Annotated in this window: 16 protein-coding genes and 2 riboswitches; of the genes, 15 read left to right on the top strand and 1 reads right to left on the bottom strand. The window is 54.5% G+C overall.

Annotated elements, in window-relative coordinates; translation table 11 throughout:
- Nucleotides 1-57 precede the first annotated feature (57 nt).
- The 15 genes from U9M73_RS01515 (at nt 58) to U9M73_RS01585 (ending at nt 17,633) form a co-directional block, all read left to right on the top strand.
- On the top strand, nt 58-1,410 hold the full coding sequence (locus U9M73_RS01515; protein WP_260069843.1) for a sugar ABC transporter substrate-binding protein: 1,353 nt from the start codon (nt 58-60) through the stop codon (nt 1,408-1,410).
- A gap of 127 nt (nt 1,411-1,537) precedes the next feature.
- Nucleotides 1,538-2,428, top strand: coding sequence for a carbohydrate ABC transporter permease (locus tag U9M73_RS01520; protein WP_016313056.1), 891 nt, complete (start codon nt 1,538-1,540; stop codon nt 2,426-2,428).
- A 17-nt stretch (nt 2,429-2,445) separates the two neighbouring features.
- Nucleotides 2,446-3,270 carry a carbohydrate ABC transporter permease gene (locus tag U9M73_RS01525; protein ID WP_009226052.1) on the top strand — a complete coding sequence of 275 codons (825 nt, stop codon included), beginning with the start codon at nt 2,446-2,448 and terminating at the stop codon, nt 3,268-3,270.
- A 77-nt stretch (nt 3,271-3,347) separates the two neighbouring features.
- Nucleotides 3,348-5,120: a sensor histidine kinase gene (locus tag U9M73_RS01530; RefSeq protein WP_009226053.1), complete on the top strand. Its 1,773-nt coding sequence runs from the start codon at nt 3,348-3,350 to the stop codon at nt 5,118-5,120.
- Nucleotides 5,117-6,328, top strand: coding sequence for a response regulator (locus U9M73_RS01535; RefSeq protein WP_323076047.1), 1,212 nt, complete (start codon nt 5,117-5,119; stop codon nt 6,326-6,328). The genes U9M73_RS01530 and U9M73_RS01535 overlap by 4 nt, the downstream gene beginning before the upstream one ends.
- 258 nt (nt 6,329-6,586) lie before the next feature.
- A complete protein-coding gene (locus U9M73_RS01540; protein ID WP_127576432.1) occupies nt 6,587-8,167 on the top strand; it encodes a methyl-accepting chemotaxis protein in 1,581 nt (526 codons plus the stop codon).
- Nucleotides 8,168-8,247: 80 nt separating this feature from the next.
- Nucleotides 8,248-8,458: riboswitch (cobalamin riboswitch) on the top strand.
- 246 nt (nt 8,459-8,704) lie between these two features.
- The gene (locus U9M73_RS01545) at nt 8,705-9,715 is read left to right on the top strand and encodes an ABC transporter substrate-binding protein (RefSeq protein ID WP_028538550.1); all 1,011 of its coding nucleotides are present in this window, start codon (nt 8,705-8,707) and stop codon (nt 9,713-9,715) included.
- Nucleotides 9,712-10,761, top strand: a complete 1,050-nt coding sequence (locus U9M73_RS01550) for a FecCD family ABC transporter permease (protein ID WP_260069841.1) — start codon at nt 9,712-9,714, stop codon at nt 10,759-10,761. The genes U9M73_RS01545 and U9M73_RS01550 overlap by 4 nt, the downstream gene beginning before the upstream one ends.
- Entirely contained in the window at nt 10,758-11,549 is a 792-nt protein-coding gene (locus U9M73_RS01555) for an ABC transporter ATP-binding protein (RefSeq protein ID WP_036645964.1), read from the top strand. The genes U9M73_RS01550 and U9M73_RS01555 overlap by 4 nt, the downstream gene beginning before the upstream one ends.
- 38 nt (nt 11,550-11,587) lie before the next feature.
- A complete protein-coding gene (gene cobT / locus U9M73_RS01560) occupies nt 11,588-12,667 on the top strand; it encodes a nicotinate-nucleotide--dimethylbenzimidazole phosphoribosyltransferase (protein ID WP_323076052.1) in 1,080 nt (359 codons plus the stop codon).
- The gene (cobU, locus tag U9M73_RS01565; protein WP_323076053.1) at nt 12,667-13,257 is read left to right on the top strand and encodes a bifunctional adenosylcobinamide kinase/adenosylcobinamide-phosphate guanylyltransferase; all 591 of its coding nucleotides are present in this window, start codon (nt 12,667-12,669) and stop codon (nt 13,255-13,257) included. The genes cobT and cobU overlap by 1 nt, the downstream gene beginning before the upstream one ends.
- Nucleotides 13,254-14,114, top strand: coding sequence for an adenosylcobinamide-GDP ribazoletransferase (cobS, locus tag U9M73_RS01570; RefSeq protein ID WP_323076054.1), 861 nt, complete (start codon nt 13,254-13,256; stop codon nt 14,112-14,114). Before cobU ends, cobS begins: the two co-directional genes overlap by 4 nt.
- 173 nt (nt 14,115-14,287) lie before the next feature.
- A complete protein-coding gene (locus U9M73_RS01575) occupies nt 14,288-14,497 on the top strand; it encodes a hypothetical protein (protein ID WP_157273486.1) in 210 nt (69 codons plus the stop codon).
- 55 nt (nt 14,498-14,552) lie between these two features.
- The gene (locus tag U9M73_RS01580; protein WP_323079039.1) at nt 14,553-16,136 is read left to right on the top strand and encodes a cobyric acid synthase; all 1,584 of its coding nucleotides are present in this window, start codon (nt 14,553-14,555) and stop codon (nt 16,134-16,136) included.
- Between the two features lie 23 nt (nt 16,137-16,159).
- Nucleotides 16,160-16,302, top strand: a riboswitch (cyclic di-AMP (ydaO/yuaA leader).
- Between the two features lie 161 nt (nt 16,303-16,463).
- A complete protein-coding gene (locus U9M73_RS01585; protein WP_260069840.1) occupies nt 16,464-17,633 on the top strand; it encodes a KamA family radical SAM protein in 1,170 nt (389 codons plus the stop codon).
- A 64-nt stretch (nt 17,634-17,697) separates the two neighbouring features.
- On the opposite strand, the gene U9M73_RS01590 is transcribed toward U9M73_RS01585, so the two are convergent.
- The gene (locus U9M73_RS01590; RefSeq protein WP_323076058.1) at nt 17,698-19,389 is read right to left on the bottom strand and encodes a methyl-accepting chemotaxis protein; all 1,692 of its coding nucleotides are present in this window, start codon (nt 19,387-19,389) and stop codon (nt 17,698-17,700) included.
- Nucleotides 19,390-19,452 lie beyond the last annotated feature (63 nt).

A 19,452-nucleotide genomic window follows, 5' to 3' on the forward strand; every position in this document is an offset into this window, starting at 1 on the left:
TGAAAGCGCTTAAAGGCATAATAATGGGCTTATCCTAAATACAGGGGGTATGATCCAATGGTCAATCAGAAGCTATGGAAGAGAACTTCCGCAATCGCTTTAACCGCCGTATTGGCGCTGAGCCTGTCGGCATGTGGAGGCGGCGGTGCGAAGAATAATGCGGCGGCGAATGAGCCTGCCGGAAACGGGGGGAAGAGCGGGAGTGGAGAGAAGATCACCATCACGTTCCAGAACATCTATCCGGACCCGGCTACTCCGTCCTATAAAACGATCCATGCACTGGTGGAAGAGTATGAAGCAGCACATCCCAATATCCACATCGAGCTCGACACGCTGAATACCGACCAGCAAAAGATCAAGCTCAAAACGCAAGCGGCATCCAAAGAGGTTCCGGACATCACGATCGTGAACCCGGCCGCGCAAATGAAACCGTTCGTGGACGCCGGCCTGCTGGCACCGCTGAACGACATGCTGGACCAAAACGGGCTGAAAGACACGTACCAAGAGGGTCTGCTTGATTATTACAGCTTCGACGGCAACGTTTATGCGCTGCCAGACGGGAACAACATCGAGGTCGTTTACTATAACAAGGAACTGTTCGAGCAAGCCGGCATCACGAAAGTACCGGAAACGTTCGACGAATTCCTGGCTGACGTGAAAATTTTCAAAGAAAAAGGCATCACGCCGCTGGCGATCGGGGAGAAAGATTCTTGGACCGGTTCGTTCCTGTTCATGAACATCCTGCTTCGCACCAACGGCGGCCCAGGCTTCCTGCAAGACGTTATGGATGGCAAGAAAACGTTCGAAGATCCGGCGTTCATCGAAGCCGTTGACAAGTTCCAAGAGCTGGTGCAAGCCGGTGCATTCCCGGACGGCGCGACCTCCATTGACGCTACGGCAGGCGGCAACATCTTCAAATCCGGCCAAGCCGCCATGTGGGTGATCGGTTCCTGGGAAACCGGGGCCATCGACGCTTCGTCCGTTGCAGGCAAAGTTGGTGCGTTCCCGTTCCCGACGGTGGGCGGCAAAGGGGATCCCAACGAGTTCATGCTGGCGCCGGGCAGCGCGTTTGCGGTATCGGCGAATAGCGAGCACTTGCAAGAAACGAAGGACTTCCTGAACTTCTTTACGCTGAACTTCCCGAAGAAGCAATTTGAGAACAAAAACGCTGTCGGCCTTGGCCAAAAAGTTGACGGCGACCTGAAAGCGGCCGGTTACTCCGACTTGGCCATCGAAGTCGCCGAATTGTTCAACAAAGTGAAGGGCGGCGACCTGGCGTTCGACAATACGATGAACCCGGCAACGGCGCAAGTCCACCTCAGCAGCATCCAGAACCTGTTCGTGCAGAAAGTGGATTCCGCTCAAGTGGCCAAAGAGCATCAAACCGCCTATGAAGCCAACAAGCAGTAATTCCATTAGCCAATAACCATACCTGATCTTCTAAAAAAAGTTACCTTTCCATCGATGCGAAGTAGCCCTTGTAAGCATTCGTGCTAGAGCGCTTCTTCGCATCGCATTTCTATTGGGGGGCGGAGAGATGAAAGTACTGAAGGTGCCCGCACGCACAATAGCCGTCTTCGTATTGCCTTGTCTGTTGTTGTATGTGTGCTTGGTGTTTGTTCCGATACTCGTATCGTTTGGGACCAGCCTGCTCAACTGGGACGGGATCACCACCCCGAAGTTCACGGGACTGTCCAATTTCCGAGATATGTTCTGGAACGATCCGGTCTTCTGGCCGTCGGTCCGGAGAACGCTGCTTTATGCGGTAGCCTCCATGCTGGAGATTCCGCTTTGCTTGTTTTTTGCGATTTTGCTTAGCCGTTATTTGAAAAAGGGGAACACGCTGGCGTCGATCTATTTTACGCCGGTCATTTTATCGGTTGTGATCATCGGACAACTCTGGAAAACGATCTATAACCCGACCTCGATGGGCGGCATGCTGAACGGCGTGCTTATCGCCCTGGGTCTGGACAGCTGGACGCATAACTGGCTGACCGAGCCGAAAATCGCGATGTACAGTCTGTATTTCGTGTCGCTGTGGCAGTATTTCGGCTATCATTTGTTGATTCAATATACCGGGGTGCAGAACATTCCGGACGAGATTTATGAAGCTGCAAAAATCGACGGGGCAGAAGGGTTCAAAGCAGACCGCTACATCACAATGCCGCTGATCGTCCCGATCTTTAAAATATCGATCGTCCTGGCGTTTATCGGCTCGTTGCAAGCGTTCGACCTCGTCATGGTGATGACCGCAGGCGGACCGGCGCATGCCACCGACGTCATCTCCACGCATATGTACAACAGCTCGTTCCTGTCCTTGAAATACGGGTACGGCAGCGCGATTGCCACGTTCCTGGTTCTGTTGTGCCTCACATGCACGGCGATCATCAACTCCATCTTCAACAAGCTTGAGCGCAAATACAGCTAGCAAAGGAGGCGAGGTTCATGCGAAAAATCAAAAAAGGAATCGTATACCTGCTGTTTGCGATTCCGGTGGTTACCCAGCTGTACCCGCTGTTGTGGCTGCTGCTGTATTCTTTGAAGACGAATGAGGAGATCATGGGCGGAAGCTTCTTCGCCTTGCCGAAAGAACTGCAGTGGCACAACTACAAAGACGCTTACGAGTCCGGGAGCTATTTGAAATATTTATCGAACAGCGTGATCGTTACCGGCATCACGATGATCTGCGTCATCCTGCTCAGCTCGATGGTGGCGTATGCCATTTCGCGGTTCCGCTGGCGGTATGGGAACATGGTCATGACCATCTTTTTGATGGGGATGATGATTCCGATGCAGGCTACGCTGCTGCCGTTGATGGTGATTTTTAAAAATGTCGATATTCTAAATACGCATCTGTCGCTGATTTTGCCGTATATCGCTTTTTCCACCCCGATCTCCGTCTTTATCCTCAGCGGGTTTATGAAGAGCATCCCGGCGGAAATCGAGGAATCGGCGTTTATCGACGGAGCAAGCATTTATCGGATTTTCCGCAGCATTATTTTGCCGGTGTCCGTCCCGCCAATGATGACGGTTTGTATTTTAACCTTTATCACGATTTGGAACGAATACATCTTGGCCGCCACGTTCATTTCGTCGGAGAGACTGAAGACGCTGCCGTTTGGGGTATATACATTCGTCAGCCAATATTCTGTAAACTACGGAGCCATCGGCGCTTTCCTTGTGATGGGGGCGCTACCGGTCATTTTGATCTATTTCTTCCTGTCGAACCAAATTACGAAAGGAATGGTAGCCGGAGCAGTAAAAGGGTAAAGATTGCGCTTGCAAAATAAGGACGCCATCTTATAATGAAGGAGCAGCAGGACACGGGGTTGGGAGGGAGAAAACAGTTGCGAAACAGCTTTCATTCCATAAACCATCGGTTGTTTTTGCTGTTTCTTTTTTGTATGTCGGGCATTTTGCTGATCGTCAGCGTGCTCTACTACAGCCGGACGACTGAGCAATATCACGAGAAAATTAGTGACCTATCGCAGAAAAACGTAGCTCAAACCGTCGGGCTGTTTAGCCTGCTTTATGAAGGGTACGACAGCTTGTCGAAGTCGATCACCAACAATTTTGAAATGATCCGCCTGCTGAACGAAAAAACCGACGAGCCGGCGGTTGCCTATATTAACGAACAATCGATTACGAACATTATCGGGGCGATCTTTTACTCGCGTGATGATTTGGTGGGCATTCACGTTATCACCAACCGGGGGAAGATCTACAATTACGGCAACTCGATGAATGTGCTGGATCCGTCCTATCCCCAGGAAGACTGGTACCGCCAGCTCCGCGATTCGTCCGGGAAATTGGTATGGTTAGGCGTCTATTCCCACTCGCTGATCGATTTAGCCGAGGACAGCCCGGTGTTTGCCTTTGGCCGGCAAATTTTTGATTTGAACGAGCACAAACCGATTGGCGTCGTGCTTTACGAGGTGAACCCGGGGCCGGTGCTGGATGCTTTGGATAATCTCAAGCTGGGCGAGCATAGCGAGGTCTATCTCGTCAATCAGCAAGGCCAAGTTGTCTCCTCGTTGACCGAACCGGCACCGATGCTGGACGACCTCCCGAAGCTGGATGCAGCCCGCAACTTGGTTGTAGAGCAGGAGGGTTCGGGGATCACGGTGGCGTCCCGTCTGCCTTTTTCCGACTGGTCGGTGGTCAGCGTGACTCCCCGGCAGGATTTGAATGTAGAGTTATTGGAAACGAAGCGGTATTTGCTGATCGTCATTTCGATCCTGATCATCGTCTCCGCCGTCGTCGCCAGCATTGTGTCGCGGACAATTGCCAATCCGCTGAAGAAGCTGATCCGCGAGATGCGACAGGTGGAAATAGGGAACTTCCGCGGGATGGTGAACGTCTCCTCCTACCAGGAGATTAATATTCTGGTCGCCTCGTTTAACCGGATGGTCAGCCGGATTGAGGAGCTGATTGAGCGGGTGAAGATCTCCTCGGTCAGTGAGAAGAACGCCGAGCTGCATGCGCTGCAGTCGCAGGTGAATCCGCATTTTTTGTATAACACGCTGGATATGATTTATTGGATGCTGGATGAGAAGGAGAACGACCGGTTAGGCGAGCTCGTCTTATCGCTGTCATCGATGTTCCGCTACAGCAGCGAGTGGAAGGACGGAGCGAAGGTTACGCTGCGCGAAGAGCTGGAGCAGATCAACCATTATTTGACGATTATCTTGATTCGGCTGGAGGGCCGGCTTCGGGTGGAGAAATCGATCGATGAACGGTGGCTGGACATTCGTCTGCCGAAAATGACCGTTCAGCCGATTATCGAAAACGCGGTGAAATATGGGCTGGAATCGCTCAAACGCCAAGGTGTGCTTAAGTTATATACCCAAGAGGTTGGAGATGTGCTGAAAATCGTGGTGGAGGATAACGGCAACGGGATGACGGCCGAGCGGCTAGCTTGGTTGAAGCAGTCGATCAACTGCCCGATCCCGAAGGTATCCGGCACGGGCAGCAGCGGCATTGGGCTGCAAAATCTGCACCGCCGCCTTCAACATATGTTCGGCGAACGTTATGGTCTGGAGATCGAAAGCATTCCTGATCAAGGAACCAAGGTGGCCGTCGTGCTGCCGCTTCCGATGGAGGGGGAGGTTGCCACATGAATATTTTGATTGCCGATGACGAACGGGCGATTCGCGAGGGCATTAAGCGAACGATTAAGCGGATTTATCCGGAGTACGGGGTGGAACTGGCCGAAGGGGCTGAGGAAGCGGCGAAGCTGATGGGTGAGAAGCGATTCGACATCGTGCTGACCGATATTTTGATGCCGGGAATGAACGGCCTGGAATTCATGCGTATTTTCAAACGCAGATTTCCCCGGGTGAAGTGGGTGGTCATCTCCGCGCACAGCGAATTCGCCTACGCCCAGGAGGCGGTGCGGCTGGGAGCTCGCGATTATCTGCTGAAGCCGATTGGGAAGACGCGCCTGCAGGAAATTATCAGTACCCTGGCCACGGAGGTCCGTGAAGAAAGCGAGCTGACGAAGGAAGAGGAGCTGTTAAAAGCTAATCTGAAATATTTGCGCGAGGGCGTATTTCAGCGATTGGCGTCGGGGCTGGATATCGGGAACCTGGATTTGACGCCGTTTATGGAGGACTATCGAAGCTTTTATTTGATGATGGTTCAGATGGATGCCGGGGACAAAAGCGTGCGGCTGGAGCATTTTATCGTTGAAAACGTGTTGTCCGAGCTGATCGAGCGCCATGGCCGGGGGTTTGTTGTCAGCTATGACCGCCAAAGCCTGCTGGGACTGATCACGCCGCGGGAGCCGGAGCGAATCGAACGGTTTCAGGAGGAAGTGAAGGCGCATTTGAAGCACTATTTGAAGGTGCCTTTTCAAATCGTGCATTCAGGCTTAAACAACGATTTCAAGTCGGTGCCGCAGGTGGTCATGCGCATGAAACAGGCTTCCGATTCGCCGGTTGCCTTGCTGGATCCGCCGAAGGGCAGCGGGGAGAAAGCGATCGAAGTTGCCCTCCAATATATCAAGGAGCACTACAATGAGGAGCTTTCTTTGGAAAAGGTCGCTTCCGTCGTCTTCCTGAACCCGGCGTATTTCAGCCAGCTGTTTAAGCAGAAGGTGGGACTCGGCTACAAGGAATACGTAACCTCGCTCCGTCTGGAGCAAGCGAAGCAGCTGCTGCTGAACCCGAAGCTGAAGATCGCGGAGATTGCGGAATACCTCGGGTATCAGGACATCCGCCATTTCGCGCAGATGTTCCGCAAGAAGTATCAAGTCACGCCGAATGAATACCGGCAGCAGCAGAATATTAACATCTTGCTGGCCAGCAGCGGCAAGAGGAGTAAGTAGGGAAGAGCGTTCTGTTCTGGTGTACAATGGGAGAATGAACGAATAGACGAGAGAGGATGTCGCAAGATTGCACCCAAGATATAGGATGGTATGGGTTGTTCAAAGAGGAATGTGACGTGTTGTGTTACATTCCTCTTTCTTATTTACAGAATTCCGTCGATTATTTGCACCCAACTTCGGAATGCCTAAATTTTTCCTTTCTATACCTTTAGTCCTATTCTATAATGTTAGCAAAATTTACATATCAGGGGTGGGAGTATGAATCGGAACGAAAGGTTGGGAAGAATCGCTGCTTGGCTTAGTGTCGGCTTCACGGCGGTCCTGGCTGTTTGTGCGTTATGGGCAAAGACGCCATGGTATATCCCCTGCCTTGTGCTATTTACTTTGCTCAGCTTGGGGTCTTCGTTGTTCTTTGGAACCGGCCTGCGGGCAGCACTGGGAGGCGGGGCGCTGGCGGGCAAGCGTTCTCCTTCGGGGACAGGTGAATCCCAGCGGGAGGAAACCGATTGGACGGCAGTATTCAATGAGTCGCTAGTGGCGGCGGATCGACTGCAGGCGGCGGTTGGCGAAGTGAGCGAGAGCCTCGAGCAGCTGCAACGATTAGCCGATACTGCAGCGGCCGAGGATCTGAAGCTCAAGCAAAGCAGCGAACGTTCGCTGGAACAGGTGCAGGAGAGCCTGGCGGCAATGGAAGAGGTGGCGGCCTCGGCCTCCCAAATCCATGACGCAGCGGGGCATTTGCTTACCCGCAGCGAAAACACTCGAGCCGAGGCCATGCGTATGGCGGGAGCGCTCGAAACCGTAGACGGCACCATTCGTTCTTTGGCGCAATCCCAAGAGTCGATCGTGGGGCCGATGGAGGATCTGGAGGGGAACACCCGGAAGCTGGGCGCATTGTATCGGAGCTTGGAGGAGATCGCGGCAGAGGTCGCGTTGCTTGCGCTGAATGCGTCGATCGAGGCGGCTCGTTTGGGCGAGCAGGGGAAAGGTTTCGATGTCGTCGCCGTGCGCATGCGCCAGTTGGCGGATCAAAGCACCAGGGCGATCAACTCCTCCGCCCCGTTGTTCCAGCAAATCTCGGCGGATGTCGAGCGTGTGAAGTCCACGCTGATAGAGGGACGTGACTCGGCCCTGGAAGGAATTTCGCTGATGAAGCGAATGGGGGAGGACATCCGGTTCATTGCGGATGAAGTGGCAGAGGTGAACGGGCTGGTTGCCGAGGCGGGACAGCGAAGCCGGGAACAAGCCGAGCTGACGCGGAATATGGAGGCGATGCTAAGCGAGGTGCATGAGGCTCTCAATCGGAGCATCACCCATGTGGAGGGAGCGCTGGCTCGGATGGAATCGGAGCGAGAGCATATTTCCAAGCTGCAGACGGTGGTCGTGGGCTTGGATCGGGCCCAGGGCGAACTGATGGTATCATTGAACTCCGTCCATTCCGGGGCGGATCCGGCTGCCGGTGGCGAAGACGCGGTGGCCCTTGGTCAAGCCTATGCCCGGAAGCTGCTGGAGGCAGCCGAACAGCCAGGTTTCCGCATGCTGGAGCCGGCTAGTCACCGGGCTGCACTGGAGCAGCTGTTAGCCGCAGAGCCTGGTCTAGAAGCGGCCTGGTCGAACCGCAAGGACGGCTCTTTTATCGTATCCATTCCGGAAGCCGGCTTGCTTAACGCCAAAGGACGGGACTGGTTCCGCCAGGCGATTGCCGGAGAGACGGTCGTCTCCGAAGTGTATATCTCCGCGATCACCAAGCGGCGTTGCATGACGCTGGCCGTGCCGATTGTCCGGGAAGGTGAAGTCATTGGTGTCCTGGGAGCCGATTTGTCTTTAGAACGGGGCTAAACAAAGGAATAACGGATTAGTTATTGTCAGTCCTCCGCTTTTCCCCTATAATCCAATAGAGAAGAAAGCCTTAAGACAAGCGTACAATTTGTGCCCGTAGGTCCTGGAGCAACGGTGAAGCATGCCGTACCGCTTCGGGTTAAAAGGGAAGCCGGTGCAAATCCGGCACGGTCCCGCCACTGTAAACAGGGACGAGCTCATGATGCCACTGTCGCCCGCGAAGGGAGATGGGAAGGCGAGTTTTCGTCGAGACCTGGAAGTCAGGAGACCTGCCACGGGAATTCAAGACGGTCCTTCGAGGAAAGGATAACGTTCTGCCAAGAGCATCATGGCTTGGCGCTGCCATCGTGGAGTCTCTCCGCTTTGCGTGCGCACAGCATGACTTTGTAGACGTAACCCCATCCGCTAGGATTGGGGTTTTTTCTTTGTGCCGGTAGAGGGTTAGCCGGACTTCTTCGCCGCCGGCTGCACAACGTACCGCTGGAACACAAGGCGTTTCTTTATTTACTGAAAAATAAAGCAAGGGGAGATCTGGAGATGAAAAACTGGAGAAGACTAGGAAGCCTGTGGCTGCTGGCGTTGCTGCTGGTGCTTGCGGCCTGCGGTAACAATAACGCCGTCACCCCGGGGACAGGGAACACAGCGGACGCTGCACAACCGACGCAAAACGCTGGAACGAACGCGGCGGCCGACAATTCGGCGGCACAAGAGACGACTTACCCTTATACCGTCACTGATTCTACCGGTAAAGAGTTTACGTTTGAAGCCGCGCCGGAACGTATCGTCTCGCTGGCGCCTTCGGAGACGGAAACGCTGTTTGCACTGGGACTGGACGAGCAGGTCGCTGGCGTATCCGACCTGGATGATTATCCTGAAGCGGTGAAGGACAAACCGCGGATGGGCGGGTTCCAGGTGAATGTCGAGGCAATCGTGGCGGCGCAGCCGGACCTAATTCTTGCGGCGAGCCTGATCGATGAAGCAACGGTCAAAAACTTGACGGATATGGGATATAAAGTGTTCCAGTCCAATCCGAAGACGATCAACGAAGTAATGGAGCATATTCGGACGATCGGCGAAATTACCAACCATCAGGCTGAAGCTGCTGAAGTGGTCGGCAAGATGAAGGAAGAGGTCCAAACGGTAACCGATGCGGTAGCTTCGCTAAGTGAAGACCAGAAGAAGAAGGTCTACATCGAGTTTTCTCCGGGATGGACGGTTGGCAAAGGCGAATTCATGGATGAGATGATCACGTTAGCTGGCGGCATCAACGTTGCTTCCGATGTCAAGGGATGGTCCGAGATCAATGAGGAACAAATTATCCAAGCGAACCCGGACGTCATTTTATACGCGAAAAGCGTTGTTGACGAAAATAACAAGACGTTAGCGGACATCATCAAAGGCCGTTCAGGCTGGGACCAAATTACGGCCGTGAAGGAGAACCGCATTATCGCTCTGGACGATAACCTGCTGAGCCGTACGGGCCCTCGCGTCACGCAAGGGCTGATTGAAGTGGCCAAGGCGGTTCACCCGGATTTGATCCAGCCATGAAGCGCGGCAAATTCGCCGGATACGGAGTCATCGGGCTCTTGCTCCTGGTTGTGACGCTGCTGCTCTGCATCGGCATCGGCTCCGTTTATGTGCCTGCTGGAGAAATCGCGGCGATCTTGCTGCACAGGCTCCCGGGGTTAGACCGCCTGATCACGCCGGATTGGACGATGGCAGCAGAGCAAATCGTCGTCCAGGTCCGGTTGCCTCGCGTGCTGCTCGGGATGCTGGTCGGCGCTTCGCTCGCCGTAGCGGGCGCCGGCTTCCAAGGGGTGCTGCGCAACCCGCTGGCGGATCCGTTTACACTGGGCGTATCGTCAGGTTCGGCAATCGGTGCGGCGGTGCTGATCTTTTTCGGATGGCAGTTTTCCCTGTTTGGGATCTTTACGCTTCCGATGGTTGCGTTCCTGGCGGGGGCGGTTACGTTATGGATCGTGATCTGGCTGGCTAGAGAGAACGGACGGCTGCCGATTGAAAGTCTGGTTTTGTCCGGCGTCGTGATGCAATCGTTCCTAGGGGCTGTTGTCTCCTTTTTAACGGCAATGTCGAAGAAAACCATTAATGAAATTTACTATTGGACGATGGGCAGTTTAAGCTTGCGCGGATGGTCGTATACGGCCATCCTTTTGCCGTATTTGCTGCTGGGAGCCTTATTCCTTTGGAGCCGGGCTAAACATTTGAACCTGCTGACTTTAGGTGAACGTCAAGCCTCCCATTCCGGGATGGCCGTAGAACGAACCAAACTAGCTGTGTTGCTCGTTGCTACACTGATGACGGCGGCTGCGGTATCCGTGTCAGGGGTAATCGGATTCGTAGGCCTGGTCGTTCCGCATATGATCCGTCTGATCACCGGCCCGGATTATCGGCTGATCATTCCTTTGTCGGCGCTGGGCGGCGGGATATTTATGATGTGGAGCGACTTGGCGGCTCGCTCGCTGCTGGCTCCAACGGAGGTCCCGCTGGGCATCGTCACCGCCTTTGTGGGGGCGCCTTTCTTTGGGTATCTGTTGTATCGGAAGAAGAAACAGAGGGAGGAGGAGCTGCGTTGATCAAGGTGTCTGGGGTTGCCAAGGCGTTTGGCCGGCTGGAGGTGCTTCACGGTGTGGACTGGCAGGTTGGCTCCGGTGAGTTTTGGGGCTTGATTGGACCCAACGGCAGCGGCAAAACAACCTTGCTCAACTTGATCTCCGGCGTGGAGAAGCCGGATGCCGGCGAGATTGCGTTGAGCGGACGACCGCTTTCGTCGTATTCGCGCAAGGAGCTGTCGCGCAAGGTCGCCGTCCTTCAGCAGGACGGGCTTCCGGCTGTGGCTTTTACGGTGCGTGAAGTGGTGGAAATGGGGCGGTTCGCCCATCAGGATTGGCGCGGCAAGGAGATCGGCGGGGCGAAGGCAGGCGAACGCCTCATTGATGGAATTATGGAACGTCTCGACCTGAAGGAGCTGGAGCATCGTCCGCTGAGTGCGCTTAGCGGGGGGCAACGCCAGCGGGTAGCACTTGGGAAGGTGATGGCTCAGCAGCCCGAGCTGGTGCTGCTCGATGAACCAACAACCTATTTGGATTTGCGTTACCAGATGCAATTTATGGAGCTGGTGGCCGAATGGCAGCGCGATGCCGGACTTACCGTCGTTTCAGTGATGCATGATTTGAATTTGGCTGCCTTGTTTTGCAGCCATCTCTTAGTGATGAGCGGCGGGCAAATTGTGGCGCAAGGCGCGCCGGACGGCATTTTGTCACCGGAGCTGGTTGAAACCGTATTTGGAGTTCAGGCCCATCAAGTGGTTCATCCGGATTCGGACGTTCCGCAGCTATTGCTGCGCCGGGCAAGTTTAGGTTAAGGGTACGAGTCAGTAATACAGAAAAGGGGAATATGGTTATGGCATACAATTCAGTCGAACAGCTTGCGCAAGCAATTACTCCTTTGGACGAAGCAGCGATGAAAGCGGCGCAGGTCCATTTGGACCAGTTGACGAAGCCGCCGGGAAGTCTCGGGAAGTTGGAAGGATTGGCAGTGAAGCTGGCAGGCATCACGGGAATCATTCGTCCGGAGTTTCCAAAACGGTCGGTAATCGTAATGGCGGCGGACCATGGCGTTTGTGAGGAAGGGGTCAGCGCGTTTCCGGCAGAAGTGACGCCGCAGATGGTGCATAACTTTTTGGCCGGCGGCGCAGCGGTGAATGTGCTGGCACGCCAGGCTTCGGCTGACGTCGTTTGCGTGGATATCGGGGTGAATGCAGAGATGTCACATCCGGGGCTGCTGCAACGTAAGTTGCGTTACGGGACAGGAAATATGGCCAAGGGACCGGCGATGAGCCGGGAGGAAGCCGAAGCCGCCATTCGAGTTGGGGCCGAGGTGGTCGCTGATGCGGTGTCCCAAGGCGTTCGACTGTTCGTCACCGGGGAGATGGGTATCGGAAACACCACAGCCAGCGCTGCGATCATGAGCAGTCTGACGGGGATCGCACCGCAGCAGAGCGTTGGCCGTGGAACCGGGGTCAACGATGAACGGCTTCGGCACAAAATTTCCGTCGTGGAGCGGGCGCTGGAGGTCAATCGCCCGAATGCCAACGATCCGCTGGACGTGCTAGCTAAGGTCGGCGGACTGGAGATTGCCGGAATGACTGGCGTCATTCTGGGAGCCGCAGCTCATCGCTGCCCGGTCGTGATCGACGGCTTTATTTCAACTGTGTCCGCGCTGCTGGCGGTACGTATACAGCCGAATGTTGCCGACTATATTATTGCTTCGCACGTCTCCCACGAGCAAGGACACCGTGCGCTCCTGCAGGAGCTTGGCCTTAACCCGATGCTGGAGCTGGATATGCGGCTTGGGGAAGGCACAGGCGGCGTGCTGGCGCTCCATCTTGTAGATGCGGCTTGCCGGATCATTGCCGAAATGGCGACGTTCGAAAGCGCGGGCGTCGCGTCCGGTGAAGGAAATGGTGGGGGGACCGAGTGATGAAGATCCTGGTGACCGGCGGAGCCCGCAGCGGCAAAAGCACATTCGCTGAACGTTGGGTCATGAAACAGGCAACATCCGCTGATTACGTTGCAACGGCGCAAGCGTTTGACGATGAGATGAAGGCCCGTATCAGGTTGCACCAGCTCCAGCGGGAGCAAAGCGGGTTCACCTGGACGACGCATGAAGCGCCGCTTGAACTAGCAGAGCTGCTGCAGGAGTTAGGTAAGCGGCCCGTTGCAAAGGAGGGCGCGGCCGCCGAAGCCGCGGGTCCGGTTGTGCTGGTCGACTGCCTGACGTTATGGTTGTCGAACGTGCTGCTGAGCGCATCGGAACAGGCCGATGGTGTGGACGCCGTTTTGACGCGGGAAATTGAGCGGTTGACCGCTGCGGCCGAGGCTTTTCCCGGCACTTTGGTGATGGTTACAAATGAGGTTGGCAGCGGGATCGTGCCGGAGTATCCGCTTGGCCGGCAATATCGGGATTGGGCCGGGCTGCTGAACCGAACGATGGCGTCGATCGCGAATCAGGTGTTTCTGGTTACCGCCGGCATCCCCATCGAGTTGAAAAGCAGGGAGTATCGCTTATGACGAACGGACCAGAGCACAAAGCGCCCTCCGGGGCGGGTAAGCATGGAGCTCTGCAGCCGATCTTGGCGGCCTTCCAGTTTCTGTCACGCTTTCCGGTACGGGCTGAACTGGATTTTACAACGGACTTGCTGCGGCGCAGTATCCCCTATTATCCGCTTGTCGGAGCAGCAATCGGCGCTGTCGTCTGGGCAGGCGGCTTGCTTGCCGACTGGCTGCTTCCTTCGTACCCGGCAGCCATCCTTTCCTTATTGATTTGGGTTGGATTAACTGGAGGTTTGCATTTGGACGGTTGGATGGACACGGCCGACGGACTGCTGAGCTACCGGTCACGCGACAAGATGCTTGAGATCATGAAAGACAGCCGGGTAGGCGCCATGGGCGTGCTGGCCTGCGTCCTATTGCTGATGCTCAAAGCCTCGCTGCTGACCTCGCTCTTCCAAGGGGGCCTGCTGACGTCAGGACTGGCGATATGGCTGGCACCTCTGTGGAGCCGGTGGTTTATGACCCGGGCGATGCACCGCTGGCCCAAGGCCCGGCAAGGTGAGGGATTGGCTGCGCAATTCCACGGCTTCAGCGAACGGGATGCCTGGGGGAGTACCATCATGGCGGTGACGATATCCGTTGTAGTGTTGCTGCTCACTTTGCTCGTGTCGCTGGGAGGAATGGACGAATCGGCTTTGCTGCGATCGCTGCTGTTTATCGGCTTGTCTCCCTTTATCGCCTGGGCGGCGGGAACTTGGGCCGCTCGACGAATCAATGCCAAGCTCGGCGGTTTGACCGGCGATACCTACGGGGCGCTGGGCGAAGGGTTGGAAGCTGTCCTGTTGCTGCTTGCAGTGCTGATTTTTGCCCATTGATAACTCGCGGAGCGGAGGTGCTCTTGGGGGAGGGGACCTTCTACGGCGAGCCTTTTGCATCATTATCCCCTTGAATCAGAACCAAGGAGAAAAGAAGAAGGTTAGAGCTGGACAGATTAATCGAGAATCCTAAGAGAAACAGGTCGACTGTTAAGTAGCGGAGAATCAAAATCGTGCATTATCACCGTATGCTGAATGAAAGGGATAATGGTGGAAAGGTCGAGCGTCATCACCACCACCTGATCGAGAGGGATAATGGTGGAAAGGTCGAGCGTCATCACCACCACCTGATCGAAGGGGATAATGGTGTAAAAGGCCCTGGCAAGATACTACACTGCTGCACGGTTTGGAAAGGAGGGGAACGCGATGGGCGAAAATCATAAGAAGCTTCTGGATCAGGATCAGGAAAAAAGCGCATCAGCATCAGGTGCTGTACTCATGGTTCAAGGGACGGCGTCTGACGTGGGCAAGAGCGTGATCGTGACGGCGCTGTGCCGTATTTTTGCGCAGGATGGGCTTAGACCAGCTCCGTTTAAGTCGCAAAATATGGCTTTGAACTCGTATGTTACAGCGGACGGCCAAGAGATTGGACGGGCCCAAGGCATTCAGGCGGAGGCTTGCGGCATTGCCGCCACCACCGACATGAATCCGGTACTGATCAAGCCAACTGGGGACATGCATTCGCAGATCGTTGTTCATGGGCGTCCTTACCGCCACTTAAGCGCATCTGATTATCGTGAGGAATTTTTGCCTAAAGCCAAGCCGCTGGTGATGGAAGCGCTCAGCCGGCTCCGCGACAAGCATGGCATTGTGGTGATCGAGGGGGCTGGGAGCCCGGCGGAAATCAACCTGAAGCAACGGGATATCGTCAACATGAACTTGGCTGAATGGGCGGATGCTCCCGTGATCTTGGTGGGGGATATTGACCGCGGCGGCGTTTTTGCTTTTCTCGTTGGTACCCTGGAGCTGCTTGAGCCACACGAACGCGCCCGCGTAAAAGGGTTCATTATCAACAAGTTCCGCGGCGATTTGTCTCTATTGCAGCCCGGGCTGGATTGGCTGGAGCAGCGGACCGGAATTCCCGTACTAGGAGTGCTCCCCTTTCTGCCTGATCTGGATATCGAAGCAGAGGATTCCGTTGTCCTGGATACCTATCCTGCCCATCCAGAGCAAGCGCCAAGTAAGGAACTGGACATCGCAGTCATCCGTTACCCGCATATTTCCAACTTCACCGATTTTGATCCGTTGGCCGCCGAACCGGACGTGTCGCTACGTTATGTAAGCAAGCTGTCGGAGCTTGGGCATCCCGATGCGGTGATTTTACCGGGGACCAAGGATACGATCAGCGATCTGGAATTTTTGCGTAGGCAAGGGCTGGCGGAGGCTATTTGCAGCCTGATTGAAGAGGAGACGCGCACCCAGCTGGTCGGAATCTGCGGCGGATATCAAATGCTGGGAGAACAACTGCATGACCCCGAAGGCGTGGAGTCCAATGAACCGAGGTCTGCGTTAGGATTGGGCCTGCTCCCCTTGGCAACAACCTTCCTCTCAGGCAAAAAAACGGTACGGGTGCACGGCTATACGTGCGAGGACCAGCCGATATCGCTGCACTCTAAGAACCGCCGGCTGCCGATCTCAGGCTATGAGATTCATGCCGGCTCGACCCAGCAGCTGCGGGACACTCGTCCCTTATTTATGCTTCGGGTCAATGAGGAGCCAGTACAAGGGTCAGGGACAGCCCCGGAGTTAGAACAGGCTGAGACGCAAACACATCCGGAAGGCGCAGCCCGCGCCGATGGCAGGGTGTTTGGGACGTATCTGCACGGAGTGTTCCATAATGATGCCTGGCGACGTGCTTGGCTGGACGGACTGCGTACGAGCAAAGGGCTCGAACCTTTGGGCGTCACCTTTGTTTCTTCCTCGCGGAAGGAGGAAGCCTTCGATCGGTTAGCGGAGCAGGTTCGCAGGCATTTGCGCATGGATCTCATTTACGACATCGCCGGGATCCAAGGTAAGCTTTGACAAATCGGGTGATGTTAGGGTAGGATAAAAATACGCTTAATTTTCGATGGGTAAAGTCGAAAAGCGGGGGAACCAATCTTTTGGGGCGAATCGTTGTAGGATTAACGTAGGGAACCATCTTTCCCGAGCCCGTCAGCTAACCTCGTTTGCAGTGGATGGGTCATTTTAATATTATTTCAGTCATCAATTAATGACCCTGTTCTTTGAAGCGGGGTCTTTTTGCGTTCTGCAAGACCTTTGACCCGAGCATTCGGCGGAGTACTCGCATTCACTGCAAGTTTCGAGCTTCTTCTTTACGCATCGCACTATTAAAGGAGGAGAGGATTTATGGCTAGTCCGAAGTACATCACCGATATTGCCAAGGTGAGCCAGTTGTCCGAGCAGGAGCGGCAGGAGTTGAAACCGATTACGGACAAATTCGTTTTTCGGGTGAATGACTACTATTTGAATTTGATCGACTGGAATGATCCAGAGGACCCGATCCGCAAGTTGGTGATCCCCAATACGGGAGAGCTGAAGGAATACGGGCGTTGGGACGCTTCCGACGAAGCGGCGAACTATGTGGTGCCTGGCTGCCAGCATAAATACCGCACGACCGCGCTGCTGATCGTGTCCGAGGTTTGCGGCTCCTATTGCCGGTATTGCTTCCGTAAACGGTTGTTTCGCAACGATGTGAAGGAAGCGATGGCGGATGTCACGCCTGGCATCGAGTATATCGCCCAGCATCCGGAGATCAACAACGTCCTGTTAACCGGCGGTGACAGCTTGATTTTGGCTACAAAGAAACTGCGTTCGATTCTCGAACGGCTAAGAGCCATTGAGCATGTAAAAATCATCCGACTCGGCTCCAAAATTCCTGTTTTTAATCCTATGCGTATTTATGAAGATCCGGAATTGCTGGATCTGATTAGGGAGTTCTCCACTGTAGACCAACGGATTTATGTCATGGCGCATATCAATCATCCGCGCGAAATTACCCCTGAAGCCAAAAGAGGGTTCCAGGCGTTACACGACGCTGGGGCTATCGTGGTTAATCAAACGCCGATTCTCAAAGGCATCAATGATGATGCGGCCGTGCTTGGCGAATTGCTGGACCGCTTATCGTGGGCCGGCGTCACTCCGTACTATTTCTTTATCAATCGTCCCGTTGCCGGAAATGCTGATTTCGTGATCCCGCTGAAACGAGCATATCAACTGGTGGAGGAAGCGAAAGCCCGTACATCGGGGCTTGGCAAACGCGTGCGGCTTTCAATGAGCCATTCTTCGGGAAAAATCGAAATCCTGGCCATTGAAAACGGGCAGGCTTATCTCAAATATCATCAGTCCCGGGACGGTGAATACGGCAAATTTATGATTTTGCCTTGCCCGGATGATGCTACCTGGTTCGACGATCTGCCAGGCAGTGAAGCGTACTGGAAGAAGCCGGAATCGAAGCTGGATACGCAGTCGGATCAGCCAACGGAAGACGCTGCAAGCGCAGTGTCCATTACGGGATAAAACAAAACGTACCCTTCCGCTTCCCCGATCAGGGGAGCGTGAAGGGTACGTTTTGTTTTTAGAGTCAGATCCGGAATTTTGCGATCGACTCCTGCAGCGCCAACGCCTGCTCATGCAGCGAACGAACCGTACGCGCGTGATTTTCCATTTCGCTCAGTTGTTGCTGCGAATAGCTGCTGATTTGCTCCATGTTAGCGAGCGACTTGGCGGTAATATTGGCGGATTCCTCCACCGATGCGGTCACTTCCTCGGTACCGGCGGATACCTCTTGGGTGGATGCTGAGACCGATTGAATCGTCAAGTTCACGTTCTGAATCAGCTTAGTTAATTGTTCAAACGCCTGACCAGCTTGCTTCACCCGTTCTGTTCCGGAGACGATTTCCTCGCTGGCCCGTTGCATAGCGTTGACGGAGTTTTCCGATTCTTCTCGAATACTGAGCAGGTTCTCACCGATTTCCTCCATCGCCTGGCGGGACTGCTCAGCCAGCTTACGGACTTCTTCGGCGACGACAGCAAACCCTTTGCCGTGCTCGCCGGCCCGTGCCGCTTCGATCCCCGCATTCAGTGCCAGAATATTAATTTGCTTCGTAATTTCCGTAATGGTTACGACAACGTTTGAAATTGACTCCGAGCGATCATTCAGCGTGCGGATATGCCCCAGCGTCCGATTAGCCGCATCTTCTACATGCTGCATCTGCGTAACCGCCGTTTGTGCCAAAGTATTCCCGGCACCGGCTTCATCCGCAGCTTGTCCAATCTGTTCGGTGACTTCGGCAGACGAAGCGGCAATGTGCTGTACACCTTGCGAAATTTCTTCCATCGCACGGGCGTTTTCGGCCGCTGCGGACGCAATCGTCATGCTGCCGGCTTCGATTTCCTTCGTCGCTACATTGGAACGGGCGATCAGATCCTCAAACGTCGTAACCGAACGGGACAAGTTCTCTGAGCCGTCGACGACCGCCCGGGACGTTTGCATCACGGCAGCGAACATGTCTTTGAGCTGATGAGTCATCGTTTGGAAGCTCCCGGCTAATTGGGCGATTTCGTCATTTCCTTTCACTTCGATGGTATGGCGGAAGTCCCCGCCAGCCATTTGTTCCGTGACCGTCACGAGCTTTCGGATCGGCTTCGTGATTCGCGTACTAACAAAGTAAGCTGCCGCCATGCCCGCCACAATGACAAGCAAGGTGATGCCGATACAGATGTATAAAATTTGGTCTTTCTTCTTATCGATGAAGGTAGCGTCAAGGCCCACGGCGAGCATCGCTTTGCTGCCGGGAATCGCGATGAAAGCTGTTTTGTGCGAGCCGAATTTGTCGGTATACAACTCACTGATTTGTACCCCGCCATTGGCCGCAGCGGTCATGGCCGGCTGAAGCTCCAGCTTGTCGCCGGGGGTCATCTCCGAGTTCTCATTCGTCGCCAGAACTGTAGCGCCGTCATCTTGAATATGTAGTAAATAAGCAGTGCTCAAGTTGTAGTCCTTAGTGCTCTTCGTCAAATACGATTCCACCGCAAAACGGGAGTTATCTTTACCGCTGAGCAATTGCAGGGATTGGGTCGTATCTAACCGTTTGAAGATGTCTTGAGTACTAGTTTGCAGCACTTTATCGAACTGTGGCAGCACATTTTGCTCAATGATCCCCATAGAGATGTTATAAAAGCTGACGCTAAATAAAAGTGAAGATACGACAATAATCACCGCATAGGTACTCATCAATCTGCGGCTGATGGAGCGATTAATGACCTTGAACACGAAAATCCTCTCCGTTCCCCTTAAAAAATGTGAAGTATACGCCTGGCTGTCTCTCTTTTCTTT

The sequence above is a fragment of the Paenibacillus phoenicis genome (assembly GCF_034718895.1).
Classification (GTDB): Bacteria; Bacillota; Bacilli; order Paenibacillales; family Paenibacillaceae; genus Fontibacillus; species Fontibacillus phoenicis.

Coding starts and splice junctions, on each gene's coding strand:
- U9M73_RS01525 (WP_009226052.1), top strand. CDS start 2,446: ATGCGAAAAATCAAAAAAGGAATCGTATACCTGCTGTTTGCGATTCCG.
- U9M73_RS01585 (WP_260069840.1), top strand. CDS start 16,464: ATGGCTAGTCCGAAGTACATCACCGATATTGCCAAGGTGAGCCAGTTG.
- cobS (WP_323076054.1), top strand. CDS start 13,254: ATGACGAACGGACCAGAGCACAAAGCGCCCTCCGGGGCGGGTAAGCAT.
- U9M73_RS01535 (WP_323076047.1), top strand. CDS start 5,117: ATGAATATTTTGATTGCCGATGACGAACGGGCGATTCGCGAGGGCATT.
- U9M73_RS01545 (WP_028538550.1), top strand. CDS start 8,705: ATGAAAAACTGGAGAAGACTAGGAAGCCTGTGGCTGCTGGCGTTGCTG.
- U9M73_RS01540 (WP_127576432.1), top strand. CDS start 6,587: ATGAATCGGAACGAAAGGTTGGGAAGAATCGCTGCTTGGCTTAGTGTC.
- U9M73_RS01520 (WP_016313056.1), top strand. CDS start 1,538: ATGAAAGTACTGAAGGTGCCCGCACGCACAATAGCCGTCTTCGTATTG.
- cobT (WP_323076052.1), top strand. CDS start 11,588: ATGGCATACAATTCAGTCGAACAGCTTGCGCAAGCAATTACTCCTTTG.
- U9M73_RS01515 (WP_260069843.1), top strand. CDS start 58: ATGGTCAATCAGAAGCTATGGAAGAGAACTTCCGCAATCGCTTTAACC.
- U9M73_RS01580 (WP_323079039.1), top strand. CDS start 14,553: ATGGTTCAAGGGACGGCGTCTGACGTGGGCAAGAGCGTGATCGTGACG.
- U9M73_RS01550 (WP_260069841.1), top strand. CDS start 9,712: ATGAAGCGCGGCAAATTCGCCGGATACGGAGTCATCGGGCTCTTGCTC.
- cobU (WP_323076053.1), top strand. CDS start 12,667: ATGAAGATCCTGGTGACCGGCGGAGCCCGCAGCGGCAAAAGCACATTC.